Annotated in this window: 15 protein-coding genes; 8 read left to right on the top strand and 7 right to left on the bottom strand. The window is 72.9% G+C overall.

Translation table 11 applies throughout. The annotated features are described in order from the left end of the window. Position 1: 1 nt before the first annotated feature. Positions 2 to 1114 carry an NAD(P)/FAD-dependent oxidoreductase gene (locus ACEXQC_RS01875; RefSeq protein WP_374817775.1) on the bottom strand — a complete coding sequence of 371 codons (1113 nt, stop codon included), beginning with the start codon at positions 1112 to 1114 and terminating at the stop codon, positions 2 to 4. A gap of 79 nt (positions 1115 to 1193) precedes the next feature. On the opposite strand from ACEXQC_RS01875, the gene ACEXQC_RS01880 reads away from it, so the two are divergent. Continuing rightward, positions 1194 to 2744 (top strand): cryptochrome/photolyase family protein, encoded by a 1551-nt coding sequence (locus ACEXQC_RS01880; RefSeq protein WP_374817777.1) that lies wholly within the window; start codon positions 1194 to 1196, stop codon positions 2742 to 2744. A 19-nt stretch (positions 2745 to 2763) separates the two neighbouring features. Here the strand turns inward: ACEXQC_RS01880 and ACEXQC_RS01885 are convergent, their stop codons facing one another. Continuing rightward, positions 2764 to 3444 (bottom strand): SDR family NAD(P)-dependent oxidoreductase, encoded by a 681-nt coding sequence (locus tag ACEXQC_RS01885; protein ID WP_374817779.1) that lies wholly within the window; start codon positions 3442 to 3444, stop codon positions 2764 to 2766. A gap of 101 nt (positions 3445 to 3545) precedes the next feature. On the opposite strand from ACEXQC_RS01885, the gene ACEXQC_RS01890 reads away from it, so the two are divergent. Further along, positions 3546 to 4388 carry a helix-turn-helix domain-containing protein gene (locus tag ACEXQC_RS01890; protein WP_374817781.1) on the top strand — a complete coding sequence of 281 codons (843 nt, stop codon included), beginning with the start codon at positions 3546 to 3548 and terminating at the stop codon, positions 4386 to 4388. A 267-nt stretch (positions 4389 to 4655) separates the two neighbouring features. Here the strand turns inward: ACEXQC_RS01890 and ACEXQC_RS01895 are convergent, their stop codons facing one another. Beyond that, entirely contained in the window at positions 4656 to 5300 is a 645-nt protein-coding gene (locus ACEXQC_RS01895) for a 3'-5' exonuclease (protein WP_374817783.1), read from the bottom strand. Between the two features lie 249 nt (positions 5301 to 5549). On the opposite strand from ACEXQC_RS01895, the gene ACEXQC_RS01900 reads away from it, so the two are divergent. The 6 genes from ACEXQC_RS01900 to ACEXQC_RS01925 all read left to right on the top strand — a co-directional run bounded on the left by ACEXQC_RS01900 (position 5550) and on the right by ACEXQC_RS01925 (position 10982). Beyond that, complete coding sequence (locus tag ACEXQC_RS01900; RefSeq protein WP_374817785.1) at positions 5550 to 6860, top strand: hypothetical protein; 1311 nt, start codon at positions 5550 to 5552, stop codon at positions 6858 to 6860. A gap of 54 nt (positions 6861 to 6914) precedes the next feature. Further along, a complete protein-coding gene (locus ACEXQC_RS01905; RefSeq protein ID WP_374817787.1) occupies positions 6915 to 8342 on the top strand; it encodes a hypothetical protein in 1428 nt (475 codons plus the stop codon). Further along, positions 8339 to 9154 (top strand): 2'-5' RNA ligase family protein, encoded by an 816-nt coding sequence (locus ACEXQC_RS01910; protein WP_374817789.1) that lies wholly within the window; start codon positions 8339 to 8341, stop codon positions 9152 to 9154. The genes ACEXQC_RS01905 and ACEXQC_RS01910 overlap by 4 nt, the downstream gene beginning before the upstream one ends. Before the next feature lie 118 nt (positions 9155 to 9272). Beyond that, positions 9273 to 9623, top strand: a complete 351-nt coding sequence (locus tag ACEXQC_RS01915; RefSeq protein WP_374817791.1) for a DUF2200 domain-containing protein — start codon at positions 9273 to 9275, stop codon at positions 9621 to 9623. Positions 9624 to 9637: 14 nt separating this feature from the next. Next, positions 9638 to 10489, top strand: a complete 852-nt coding sequence (gene pdxY, locus ACEXQC_RS01920; protein WP_374817793.1) for a pyridoxal kinase PdxY — start codon at positions 9638 to 9640, stop codon at positions 10487 to 10489. 10 nt (positions 10490 to 10499) lie between these two features. Then, positions 10500 to 10982: an SRPBCC family protein gene (locus ACEXQC_RS01925; RefSeq protein ID WP_374817795.1), complete on the top strand. Its 483-nt coding sequence runs from the start codon at positions 10500 to 10502 to the stop codon at positions 10980 to 10982. A 22-nt stretch (positions 10983 to 11004) separates the two neighbouring features. Here ACEXQC_RS01925 and ACEXQC_RS01930 read toward each other — a convergent pair whose 3' ends face one another. From ACEXQC_RS01930 to ACEXQC_RS01945, 4 genes are all read right to left on the bottom strand, one after another. Continuing rightward, entirely contained in the window at positions 11005 to 11190 is a 186-nt protein-coding gene (locus ACEXQC_RS01930; RefSeq protein WP_374817797.1) for a hypothetical protein, read from the bottom strand. Between the two features lie 65 nt (positions 11191 to 11255). Continuing rightward, entirely contained in the window at positions 11256 to 11675 is a 420-nt protein-coding gene (locus ACEXQC_RS01935) for a hypothetical protein (protein WP_374817799.1), read from the bottom strand. Next, positions 11672 to 12088, bottom strand: a complete 417-nt coding sequence (locus ACEXQC_RS01940; protein ID WP_374817801.1) for an Asp23/Gls24 family envelope stress response protein — start codon at positions 12086 to 12088, stop codon at positions 11672 to 11674. Before ACEXQC_RS01940 ends, ACEXQC_RS01935 begins: the two co-directional genes overlap by 4 nt. A 129-nt stretch (positions 12089 to 12217) precedes the next feature. Then, positions 12218 to 13201, bottom strand: coding sequence for a helix-turn-helix transcriptional regulator (locus ACEXQC_RS01945; protein WP_374817803.1), 984 nt, complete (start codon positions 13199 to 13201; stop codon positions 12218 to 12220). Positions 13202 to 13233 lie beyond the last annotated feature (32 nt).

Here is a 13233-nt window from a genome sequence, read left to right on the forward strand (position 1 = left end):
CTCAGGCGGAAGCGCTGGAGTCGCCGCCAGGGGCATCGCGGAGCCTGGCTGCGAGGGCTCGGCCGAGGGCGTCGCCTGAGGCCCACGCGGTGGAGACCGAGGAACGGCCGCCCCAGGCGTCGCCGCACACCGCGATGCGGCCCTCGAGCAGGTAGGGCTCGGGATGCGTGGAGGTGGCGCGTGCGAAGGTCCACCGGTGGGCGTGCGCCCACGTGGGGGCGATGTCTGGCGCGAGACCCAAGAGGGCGACGACCTCGGCGGTGACGGCGGGGATCGCGGCGTCGGGGGTGTCGAGGTGCTGCGCGGCGAAGGCTGCTGTGGTGTGGGCGACGAGCACGGGGGCGCCGTCGCCGCGGCGGTCGCCGTCGTCGGCGAGGAAGGTGACGATGGGCGAACCGTCCACGAAGGCGCCGTGCAGGTCGGCCGGCCAGGCGCGCTCGGCGAAGCCCAGGGCGATCGCGAGTGCGGGCTCCCACGCCTCCACGTCGAGCCCGGCCGCCGCGGGTGACCCCGGCTCGAGCAGCCGCGCGGCCTGGGGCTCGGGCATCGCGAGCACCACGACGTCGTAGGGCCCATCGCCGCCCGCGCCAGCCGGCTCGGGGGCGGGTTCGACGGTGCCGTCGGGGTGGACTCGGGTGATGTCACGGGAGAGATCGAGGGTGGCGCCAGCTGCGTGGGCGGGGGTGGCGAGGTCTTCCACGAGGGAGCGGAGGCCTGCCGCCGCGGCGTAGCGCATCGGGCCGGTCTTGGTCTCGGCCGTGGCGGGAGCGGTGGGCTCGGGGGCGGGGAGGACGGAGAAGGTGTCGGTCCAGGGGTGGGCCAGGCCTCGGTGCTGCCAGCCGTCGACGACCTGCGCGAAGCCCGAGCCGTCGGGCACGGTGAAGTACGAGGCGCCGAGGTCGACGGCGCGCCCGTGCAGGGTGCGCCCCGACATGCGGCCGCCCGGGCGCCGGCCCCTGTCGACCACTCGCACCGGCACTCCGGCCTCCCGCAGCGCGAGCGCGCACGCCAGGCCCGCGATGCCCGCCCCCACCACGAGCACCCCGCCCTCCGACTCGGAGGGCTCCTCAGCGGGGCTGGGGGTGGCGGTGGTGGCGTCCGAAGGGGTGCTCATGGGTCCATCCTGGCCCTGCCCGTCTGCGACCCGCCCGCGTTCTGTGTGCATCGAGGCGGAGGGTGTCTAGGGTGAGGGCGTGACACCGCACCACGATGCGCAGCCGGAAGCGCAAGGTTCCCCGTCCGCGTCCCCCTCCGCATCCGCGCCTGCCACGGGTGGGGGGTCGCGGACGCGGTGGGTGTTCGCCGGGCAGCTCGGGCCGCTGTTCGACGACGGCGGGCCGATGATGATCGTGGAGGCCCGCTCCGTGTTCGGGAGGCGGCCGATGCACCGCGCGAAGGCGCACCTGCTGCTCTCGGCCATGCGGCACAGGGCGGCGGCGCTCGGCGACCGCGGGGAGTACCACCGCGTGGACCGCTACGACGACGCCATCGAGGGCCGCACCGACCTCGAGGTCATCGATCCCACATCCTGGGCCGCGAGGCGCTTCGTGCGCCGGCGCGGCATCGAGGTGCTGCCGAGTCGCGGCTTCGTGACGAGCGAGGAGGAATTCGCCCGCTGGGCGGACTCCCGCGCGGGCAAGCGGCTCCTGATGGAGGACTTCTACCGCACCGTGCGCGAGCGCACCGGCACGCTCATGCGCGGCGACCAGCCCGAGGGCGGACGCTTCAACTACGACCACGACAACCGCAACCCGCCGCCGAAGAACGCGGCAGGGCTGGGGCTGCCGGATCCGTGGTGGCCCGTGGAGGATGAGATCGACGACGAGGTGCGCGCCGATCTCGACCGCTGGCAGCGCGACGGCCATGTGCAGCTCGTGGGCGACGACGGGCCGCGCCGCTTCGCCGCGACCCCCGAGGAGGCCGAGCTCGCACTCGCCGACTTCGTGGAGAGCCGGCTGAACGACTTCGGACCGTTCGAGGATGCGATGCTCGGCGGCGACTGGACCATGGCGCACTCCCTGCTGAGCGCCCCCATGAACCTCGGGCTGCTCGACCCCGTGCACGCGATCGAGACGGTCGCGGCTGAGTACCACGCCGGCAACGCACCGCTCTCGAGCGTGGAGGGCTTCGTGCGGCAGATCGCCGGCTGGCGCGACTACGTGTGGCACCTCTATTGGCGCCTGGGCGAGTCGTACCCCACCGACAGCAACGCGCTCGCCGCCCACACCCCGCTGCCGGCGGCGTTCCGCGAGCTCGACGCCTCGGCGATCGAGTCGAACTGCCTGCGCGAGACGATCGACGGCATGCGGCGGCACGGGTGGGCACACCACATCCAGCGCCTCATGGTGCTCGGCAACTGGGCGCTGCAGCACGGCTACGACCCGGTGGAGCTCAACGACTGGTTCGTGGACATGTTCGTCGACGGCACGCCCTGGGTGATGCCCGCGAACGTGATCGGCATGTCGCAGCACGCCGACGGCGGCATCGTGGCCACGAAGCCCTACGCCTCGGGCGGCGCCTACATCAAGCGGATGTCGGACTACTGCTCGGGATGCGTCTTCGACCCCACGGTGCGGCTGGGCGAGAACGCGTGCCCCTTCACCGCGGGGTACTGGGCTTTTCTCGACCGGGTGGAGCCGCGCCTCAGGGGCAATCACCGCATGGCGCAGCCGCTCGCGGGGCTCCGCCGCCTGGCCGACCGGGAGGCCGTGGTCGACCAGGAGCGGCACCGCGAGCGCTGGTGACGGCGTCCGCTCGTCCGGATCAGTACTCGATGCGGCCGTGGCGGTTGTGGAACTCGCCGGTGGGGCCGTCGGGGCCGACGAGGGCGAGCGCCACGGTGGCATCCGTTCCCTCGGTGATGGTCTGGTGGCCGCTGTGGTGGTTGAAGTCGGTGGAGGTGTAGCCGGGGTCGCTCACGTTGATGCGGAACGCCGGCAGGTTCTTGGCGTACTGCACGGTGAGTGCGATCACGGCGGCCTTCGAGGCGGCGTAGGGCACGGCGGGCACGGGGAACTCGTCGTGGCCCTCCGTGCTGAGGAACCGCGGCCAGCCCACACCGGAGGCCACGTTCACCACGACGGGCGCCGACGAGGCACGCAGCAGCGGGAGCGCCGCTTGCGTCACCCGCACGATGCCGAGCACGTTGGTGTCGAGTACGGACTGCATGGCCTCGGCCGTGAGGTCGTCGACCCCGAACGAGGTGCCCAGGATGCCCGCGTTGTTGACGAGCACGTCGAGCTCGGGCAGGGAGCCCAGGGCGGCGTCGACGCTCGACTGGTCGGTGACGTCGAGCTGCACGACGTGGGCGCCGAGGGCGCGGGCCGCGTCGCCGTTCGCGGTGTCGCGCATGCCGGCGTAGACGGTGTGGCCGGCCTCGAGGAGGCGGCGGGTGGTCTCGAGTCCGAGGCTCTTGTTGGCCCCGGTGATGAGTGTCGTTGTCATGGCTCCACTGTGCGCCCCCTGGAGGGACGGCCCCAGGTCCTGCTCGACAGGGGGACCGGGAGTACCACCCTGCCGGCACCTTGCGGGAGCAGGATGGGGGCATGAGCGAATTCGCGACCGTGCTGCGATCCTGGCGCGAACGTGTGCGGCCCGCCGAGGTGGGACTGCCCGCGGGGGCCGGGCGCCGCACGACCGGGTTGCGGCGCGAGGAGCTGGCCGCGCTCGCCGGGGTGAGCGTCGACTACATCGTGCGCCTCGAGCAGGGCAGGGCCACGCATCCTTCGGCGCAGCTGCTCGGCGCGCTCGCCCTGGCGCTGCGGTTGACCGAGGCGGAGCGCGACCACCTGTTCCGGGCGGCCGGGGTGGCCGTGCCGTCGGACGGCATGGTGCCGCGGCACATCACACCCGGGGTGCAGCGGATCGTCGATCGGCTCGGAGACGTGCCGCTCGCGGTGTTCACGGCGACCCACGACATCTTGCTGTGGAACCCGCTGTGGGCGGCGCTCACGGGGGACTGGTCCACGGTGACGGGGATCGAGCGCAATCTCGTGTGGAGGCACTTCACCACGGGGCACGACGGCGTGGAGTTCGACGCGCGGCACGAGGAGGAGTTCGCGAGCGATCTGGCGGCGGATCTGCGGGCCGCGGTGGGGCGGTACCCGCGCGATGGGGCGCTCGCGCAGCTCGTGGCGCGGCTGAGGGCGTCGTCGCCCGAGTTCGAGCGGCGGTGGGCGGAGGCGCGCGTGGCGGAGCACCGGTCGAGCCGCAAGACCGTGACGCGCACGCCTGTGGGGCCCATCACGGTCGACTGCGATGTGCTCACGGTGCCCGGGGGCGACCTGCGGGTGGTGGTCTACACGGTGGTGCCGGGCGGGGAGGATGAGCAGAAGCTCGACCTGCTGCGCGTGATGGGTCTGCAGTCGCTCACGACGTCGCCCGCCTGAGGCGCTGCAGGCGGACCGCGCCCGCGCCGCCCCGCACTCCGGGGGCGGATGACGCGCGCGAGTGAGCGGCCGGGCCTGGGTCACGGGGTGAGGGCAGGCCAGGTCACGGGGCCTGGCGGATGGCGCGCGCGAGAGCGGCCGGGTCTGGGTCACGGGTGAGGGTGGCCCGGGTCAGGAGGTGCGCCTGGCGGATGGCGCGCGCGAGTGAGCGGCCGTGCCTGGCTCACGGGGTGAGACGGGCCGGGTCGCGGGGTGGGGCGGGACGGGTCAGGGGGTGAAGGCCGGCCAGGAGGAGTGGGGGGTGGCGAGCTCGCGGGGGTGCCAGGGGACTCCTCGGGTGGGGAGGGGCGCGAATGGGGTGCGGGATGCGCGGTCGAGGTGCTCGGTGAAGAGGGTGCGGTCGGCGGCGCTCGCGAGGTAGCACTCGAGCAGCTGCGCGGTGGCGAGCGCGTCGACCGAGGCGCGGTGGGCGCCCTCCAGCTCGATGCCGAAGACCTCGCAGAGCCGCGCGAGCGAGCGCCTCATGCCGGGCAGGTAGGTGCGGGCGAGTCGCGCCGTGCAGAGCGACACGGGAGGCCGCTCGAAGCGGTAGCCGGCGCGGTCGAGCTCGGCCTCGAGGAAGCGCAGGTCGAAGCCCGCGTTGTGCGCCACGATCACCCGACCGCTGAGCAGCTGCAGCAGCTCGGGGGCGATGTCGCCGAAGGCGGGCGCGTGGGCGAGCGTGGCCCGGGAGATGCGGTGGATGTCGGTGCGGCCCACCGATCCGTCACCCGCGATGAGGGTGTCCCACCGGCCGGTGACGACGCCGTCGGGGTCGGAGTGCACCACCGCGATCTCGAGGGCTCTGGCCCCGTGGGAGGGGGCGAGGCCGCTCGTCTCGAAGTCGATGGTGGCGAAGCCGCGGGTGCTCACTGCTGCTCGTCTCCTCTCGAACCGGTGCGCGACTGACGCTAGGCGCGGCCACCGACACCGGGGCGCCACTGGGGCGCCACTTGGCCGTCACCGGGGCGCCACTGGGGCGCAACTTGGCCGTCACCGGGGCGCCATTCGGCCGTCACGTGGCCGCTACCGGCGAGACAGGCGGCCGACACTGCGCCGATGGGGAGTTGTCCCCCTCGCCGGTCGGTGGGCATGCGGCCATGATGGAGGGAGGGGGTTCTGATGAGCGAGGCATCCGCCGTCACGGACGGCCGCACGGGTGGCGGGGTCGAGGGCGCCGGGCGGGGGCGCGGGCGCGCACGGGTGCGGGTGATCGTGATCGGGGTGTCGCTGCTCGTGCTGGGGGTGGTGGCGCTCATCGCGTGGTCGGTGGCGCGCACGGCGCAGGGGCCCGACCACGCGGTGCGGGAGTATGTGGCCCTCCTGGAGGCGCGCGACGCGACGGGCGCGAACGCCGTGGTCGACCCGGCGCAGTGGGTCGATGGCACGGACGGCGACGCCGGGGGCGGCAGCGGCGGGGATGCCGGCGGTGGCGACGACGGGAACGATGGCGGCGGGGATGCCAGCGGTGGGGATGCCGGCGGTGGCGACGACGGGAACGATGGCGGCGGGGATGCTGGCGGCAGCGATGACGGCGGTGGGGATCCTGCGGGTGCGGGTGCGGGTGCGGGTGGGGGTGTGCGGGTCGGGGCGGCGCTCGTGAGTGATGGGGTGCTCGGGAGCTCGCTCGAGCGATTCCGGGTGACCGACGTGGAGCTCGCGTTCGGCGAGAGCGCCGATGTGCCCGTGGGCGGCACGGCGACCGTGCTCGTCGAGTACCTCGTGGGCGACGACCGGGGGAGCGCCGCGCTCCGGGCGGAGCGGCAGGACGACGCGTTCCTGGGGTTCACGCGGTGGAGCGTCATCGATCCGCTGGTCGTGCCCGTCGTGGTGGAGTCGAACGTCCCGAGCGCCGGCCCCGCCACGCTCGGCGGTGAGCCGATCACCCTCAGCGGCCCTGAGGTGGAGGGTGCCGAGCAGGTCGTGACCCTCGTCTACCCGGGCGAGTACCAGCTCGCGGCCCCCACCCGCACCTACCTCTCGGCCGGCAGCGAGTACCTCCTCGTCACCGACGACGCCACCGAGTCGGTCCCCGATCCGGCGGGTGCCGACCCCACCTCCATCCAGCTCTGGTTCGACCCGACCGCCGAGCTCGTCGACACCGTCACCGAGGCACTCGCCGAGCACCTCGACGAGTGCGTCGAGGCCGGCGCCGCCATGCCTGAGCAGTGCCCCGCCGAGCTCGGCTACCTGGCCAGGGAGTCGACCGGTCTGCGCATCACGCTGCCACCCGAGATCGACTTCCTCGGCGCGGCGCAGACCGAGTACGTCGACGGATCGCCCACCGAACCCACCCTGCGCATGAGGAGCACGCCGGGGGTGGCGGAGTACACGGGATCCGACGGCGCACGCTACGACGACACCTTCTTCGTCTCCGCCGGCATCACCGCCGAGGGCGACGACGTGGAGATCGTCTTCGGCGCGAACGGATAAGGAGAGACGATGATCAGGATCGGCGGGAATCCCGCACTCCGCAGCCTTCCGCTTATGCTCGTGCTGACCGGGTTCCTCGGTCTCGCGCTTGCAGCGTTCCCGGCGGCCGGCTTCGAGGCGCTCGGCCTGGGGTCGGTCAGCTGGGTGCTCGGCTTCCTGCTGACCTGGGCGGTGTTCGTCGGAGGGATCGTGGCGGGCGTGGGGATCGCGTACGGCGCGGTCGAGTGGGATCCGGATGCGCGGGTCGCGCGATTGCGCGGTCGCGAGGTGCCCCTCGACACCATCACCGAGGCCTGGCGCACGGTCTCGACAGGTGGGGCCGCCTATCTCATCTACCGGTTCGTCTCCACCGAAGGGCCCTCGGTGCGTGTGCTCGTGGCGGGGCAGCCCATGAAGGGACTCGACGCCGCGGGACTCGCCGACCTCCGCCGCTTCGTGTCCGAACTGCCCCTCGAGGTGCCACCCGCTGCCGGCTCGGGTGCGAGCGCGGGCGCGGCGGGAGACACCGTCGACGGTGTGGCGCTGACCGAGAGGCAGCGTTCGGTCGCCGTGTCGCTCACCGAGGGAGGTGGGCGGTCGCGCGTGAGCCGGGCGACGCTGCTCGAGGAGCTCGGCACCGGCACCGGTACTGGCACCGGCGCAGGCGCCGCAACTGCGCCCACGGCGATGAGGCCGGACGGCGGCGGCGGTACGGACCGTGGGGGCCAGCGCGGTGAGGGTGGGCCCCGCGAGGGCTCGGGCCGTGGGGTGGGGTTCGATGGGGTGGGCTCGGGGGAGCTGGCGCACCCTGAGGGATATCTCACCGCCGAGGAGGCCGTCGCGCTGCAGAACGCGTGGGCGGCCGACGACAAGGTGGCCCTGGGGATGCTCCGCGACTCCGGGCGCCTCGCGCGGCGGCTACGGCCGGTGTTCCTCGCGCTCATGGTGCTCGCGATCGTCGCCGCCCTCGTGGTGCTCACGATCGCGGTGGTGCAGGAGCAGCTGCTCGAGGATGTTCTGGGCTCGGTCGACGACGAGCTCATCGGCCTGCTCTTCGGGGGCGGCGGACTGCTCGCCCTCATGTTCTACCTCGCCTGGTGCGCCAGCGCCGACGCCGACGTGCGCTCGAGGCGTCGTCTGGGCCGCTCGTGGTGGGAGTCCAAGGACGAGGGCGAGCGCCGACGCGGCCTGCCCGGCCCTCTGCTGCTCGCGTGGGGGGAGCCCGCGAGGCGCCTGCTCAGCGCCTCGGCCTTCGTGGGCTGCACGCTCGGACTGCTCGTGGGGCTCGGCTCGATCTTCGTCTTCACCGAACCGGACGTCGCGCCCGTGGGCGTGGGGGTGGCGGTGCTCGCGGTGGGTGTCGCCCTCGTGGTGGCCTCTGCGCTCGCCTTCGTGCGTGTGCAGCGCGCCAAGAGGGCAGACGCCGAGCAGCTCATCCTCTTCGGGGGCTGGCGCATCCTGCCGCCCGAGATCACCGGTGGCTCGGATGGGGGCGCGGCGTGACGGTGGTGAGTCTGGAGCTGCTGCTCGACGAGGCGACCGAGGCGCGCATCCGGAGCGAGTGGGCGGCGCTCGCCGCGGCCGGGCTCTCGAGCCTCGCCGCGCACACGGCGCCGAGCAACCGCCCGCACATCACGCTCCTCGTGCGCGAGGCCGGCCCGGGCCTCGAGGCGCAGCACCTGGCCGCACGACTGGCCGAGGCGCGGGCGGAGGCGGGCCTCGTGGAGGGACGGCTGGCGGAGTCGCGGGCGGGGGCGGCCCTCGTGGCCGGACGCCTGGCGGAGGCGCAGTCGGAGGCGAGCCTCATGGCCGGACAGCTGGCGGATGCTCAGTCGGATTCGGCGGCTCACTCGCGGGCGGGGGCGGGGGCGGGGGCGCTCGTGCTGCCGCTCGCGGTCGCGCTCGGGGCGCCGCTGCTGTTCGGTGCGGGGGATCGGCGGGTGCTGGCGCGCTCGGTGGTGCCCTCCGCGGGGCTGCTGCGGCTGCACGCGGCGATCCACTCCCTCGTGGGGCCCGGCGACGACGCACCGCACACCCGCCCCGGCGAGTGGACCCCGCACGTGACCCTCGCCCGCCGCCTGCGCCTCGAGACCCTCCCGCAGGCCCTCACCCTCCTCGACGCAGCCCCCGCAGGCGCCGACGCCGACTCCAACGCAGACGAGGGCGACGCCACCGCCACCGCGGCGCGCCACTGGGACTCCGACACCGCCACCGCCACGACGCTCCGCCACTGGGACGCCGCCACCGCCACCGCCACGACGCTCCGCCACTGGGACGCCGCCACCGCTACCGTCACCGACCTCCTGCGCGGCTGACTCCCGCCTACTGCGCGACTGACCACCGCCTCCTGCGCGGCTGACTGCCGCCTCCTGCGCGAGTGACTGTCGCGCTGGCGCGGGCCCGGGCGCTACCGTGAGCGGAGGAGGTACGCGCATGCCAGCACACAGGATCTTCTCGACGAGCTTCGCCAGCATCTACCCGCACTACGTGGCGAAGGCCGAGCGCAAGGGGCACACCAAGGCCGAGGTCGACCAGGTCATCGAATGGCTCACGGGCTACGACGACGCCGGCCTCGCGAAGGTGCTCGCCGACGAGGTCGACATGGAGCGCTTCTTCGCCGAGTCCCCCGCCTGGAACCCCGACGCCTCGCTCATCACGGGTGTCATCTGCGGCATCCGCGTGGAGGAGATCGAGGATCCGCTCATGCAGCGCATCCGCTACCTCGACAAGCTCGTCGACGAGGTGGCGAAAGGCAAGAAGATGACCTCCATCCTCCGCGGCTGAGCGAGAATGAGGGGGTGAAGATCCTCTCGATCCAGTCCGCCGTCGCCTACGGGCACGTCGGCAACTCCGCCGCCGTGTTCCCGCTCCAGCGCATCGGGGCGGAGGTGCTGCCCGTCTACACGGTGAACTTCTCGAACCACACGGGCTACGGCGCCTGGCGCGGGCCACTGATCTCACCCGACGACGTGCGCGACGTCATCCTCGGCATCGAGGAGCGCGGTGTCTTCCCCCGCATCGACGTGGTGCTCTCGGGCTACCAGGGCGGCGTGGGCATCGGCGACGTCATCGTCGACACGGTGCGGCGCGTCAAGGAGGCCAACCCCTCCGCGGTCTACGCGTGCGACCCCGTGATGGGCAACGCCAAGTCGGGCTGCTTCGTGGCCCCGGAGATCCCGGTGCTGCTGCGCGACCGCGTGGTGCCCGTCGCCGACATCATCACCCCCAACCAGTTCGAGCTCGGCTACCTCACCGGCACCGAGCCCGACACCCTCGAGTCGACCCTCGAGTCGGCGGATCTGGCGCGCGCGATGGGCCCGTCGACCGTGCTCGTCACGAGTGTGGAGCGACCGGATCGCGACCCGGAGACCATCGAGATGCTCGTGGTCGACGACGCGGGCGCGTGGATCGTGCGCACCCCGTACATGCCGTTCAAGGCCAACGGATCCGGCGACGTCACGGCCGCGCTCTTCACGGCCCACTACCGCGAGACCGGCGAGGCCTCCGTGGCCCTCGAGCGCACGGCGTCGAGCGTGTTCGACCTCATCGAGACCACGTACCGCTCGGGCGAGCGCGAACTGCAGCTCATCGAGGCGCAGGAGTTCTACGCCCACCCGCGCCTGCAGTTCACCGCCGAGCGCGTGCGCTGAGCAGCGGCCGATGCGAGTCGTCGAATCCCGCTGCGTCGTGCCCGTGAGCGCCGACGTGGCCTTCGCGGTGTCGCAGACGACGGGTGAGGTGCGGTTGCGCTGGGATCCGTTCATCCGTCGCCAGCAGCTGCTCGGGGGTGCCGAGGTGCCCGCGAAGGGCGTGCGCACGTTCACGGTGCAGCGCTTCGGGCTGCGCATGGTGAGCGAGTACGTCTCGTACAACCCGCCGTCGAACGTGGGCATGAAGATGACGAAGGGATCGTGGTTCTTCGAGCGTCTGGCCGGCGGATGGCGGTTCAGCCCCGTCGACGGCGACCCCGAGAGCACTCTCGCGGTGTGGCGCTACAGCTTCACGTGCCAGCCGGCGTGGCTCGCGCCGCTCGCCGAGCGCATCGGCGCCCTCGTGCTGCAGTGCGACATCGACCGCCGCATCCGCGGCTTCGCCGAGGGCTGCGAAGACCCGGTGGTGCTGGCGCACGTAGCGCGAGGCTAGCGCGCAGCACCCCCGAGAAGGGCTACTTCCAGGTCTTCTTGGCGGCCTTCTTGCGCGACTTGTGGCGGGCCTTCCTGGCCTTGGGGTCGTTCCAGAGCCGCACCACCTGGTGGCCGACGGTCTCGGTGGGCTTGCCCTTGGCGGCGCGGCTGCCGAGCACGTAGGCGAGGAACGCGACTCCGACGAGGAGGAGGGTCTTGTTGCGCATGGGTGGACCTTTCGTAGGGGGTGGGTCGGGGAGGGGGGAGCGGGTGCTGCGGGGCGCGAGCCGGGTCAGGATCCCGATCCGGTGACCTGGCCGATGATCTGCTGGATGGTCGGGATGACGTCGCGCGCCTGGTCGGCGCCGGCGATCGCGGTGACGACGATCGGCCAGACGGAGACGAGCAGCGTCGAGATGACGGCCGCGACCCCGAGCACCCACGCCACGGCACCCCGGCGCACACGCACGGCGAGCACGAGCAGCACGAGGGCGAGCACGTACCCGATGAGGATCGCGAGCACGATCTGCCCGACCGGCACGTCCAGAGCGCCGGCCGTGCTGCCGTCGGCGGCCGCGATGAGGCCGAGCACCGGCAGCAGCACGCCGAACACGACGAGCAGGCACACGACCAGCGACGTGAGGAACGCCGCCCACACCGTGCGGGGACGCGTGCTGCGGAGCCACTGCGGTCTGGACGGCGCGCGGGTCACTGCACGCGGCTCTCGGTGTCGGCGTCCTCGTCGTCGGAGGGGATGTGCATGTCGGAGACCGTGACGTTGACCTCGGTGACCTCCATGCCGACCACGGTCGAGATGGCCTCGGTCACGCTGTCGCGCACGCCGTCGGCGAGCTTCTGCAGCGACACGGGGTACTCGGCGACGAGCACGATGTCGACGGCGACCTGGCGCTCGCCGACCTCGACCGAGACGCCCTGGCCGCGGTCCTGGGCGTTGATGGCGTTGCGGATGGCGCCGATGGCGCGGGCTGCTCCGCCGCCGAGGTCGTGCACGCCGGAGACCTCGCGGGCGGCGATGCCCGCGACCTTCTCGACCACGCCGTCGGCGATGGTGTTGCGGCCGAGGGACGGGGTGGCGTGCGCGGGGGCGGGGGTGGGGTTGCTCATGGTTTCTCTCCTTGTCGGATCTTTCCGTGGGCACCGCTCCGGGGTGTCGGGCGGCGGTGCCGCGTGCGATGCGGTCACGTCAGTAGGACGGTCGCCCCCGAGACCCCGGCACGACTCTCCAGGTGGTTCTCAGACTCCGCGGGTCAACCGGAGGGTCTGGTGCGGCTTCTCGCCGAAGCGGGCGCTGTAGGTCGACGAGAAGCGGCCGAGGTTCCCGAAGCCCCAGTCCCGCGCCACCAGGGCGACGGTCGTGGAGCACGGGTCGGCGGATCGCAGCTCGTCGTGCACGCGGTCGAGCCGCACGTTGCGCAGGTAGAGCGAGGGCGACAGTCCGAGGTGCCGACGGGTGGCCTGCTGCAGGCTCCTCGTGTGCAGGCCGGCCGCGAGGGCCGCATCCGCGGGTGTGATGGGCTCGTGGGCGTGGTGCTGCAGGAACTCCAGCGCCACCCTGGCCTTCGCCATGGGCGCCTCGCGGAACACCGAGGGCACATCGAGCGCCCTCCACGAGAAGAGCCGCAGGAGGGTGCGGGCGAGCTGCAGCTGAGCGTTGAGCCGCACGAGCGCACCGGAGGCCGAGTGCACGAGGGAGGAGGTCGCCTGACTCACCGAGGCGCGCCACACGGCCAGCAATCCGGGGTCGGGATCGGCCTCGAGGTCGAACGCCACCGCCTGCCGCGGGCCCGCGTGCGTCTCGGTCGCCACGTCTTCGAGGAAGGTCTGACCGAAGTGGATGAAGTTCTGCTTGTGCGCCTCGAACGACAGACCGAACCGCTGCTCCGCCGGGAACAGGAACGGCTCGGAGAGCCTGCCGTGCCGCGTGAGGCTCCGCAGGTCGAGCCGGCCGCCGCCGAGGCGGAACCAGCTCACCACGTACTGCCGCAGGTGCGGCACCTCGCCCTCCACGGCTCCCGAGCACGCCGAGGTGCGGAGGGTGAGCCGCTCGTCGCCGATCGAGGCGTACCGGTACGAGAAGTCGTCTGGGCCGGGTGTCACGGTGAAGCCCACCCCCGTGAAGGCCTCCTGGTAGACCTGCGCGGCTTCGCGCGGATCGCTGCCGGTGCGCTCGAAGCGCAGGGCGGAGGGGTCCGGTGCGGGGTGATCGGAGTAGTGCATGACGTGTCCTTGATGCGTAGTAGGGCCGTACT

The organism is Herbiconiux liukaitaii (assembly GCF_041927495.1).
Lineage (GTDB): Bacteria > Actinomycetota > Actinomycetes > Actinomycetales > Microbacteriaceae > Herbiconiux > Herbiconiux liukaitaii.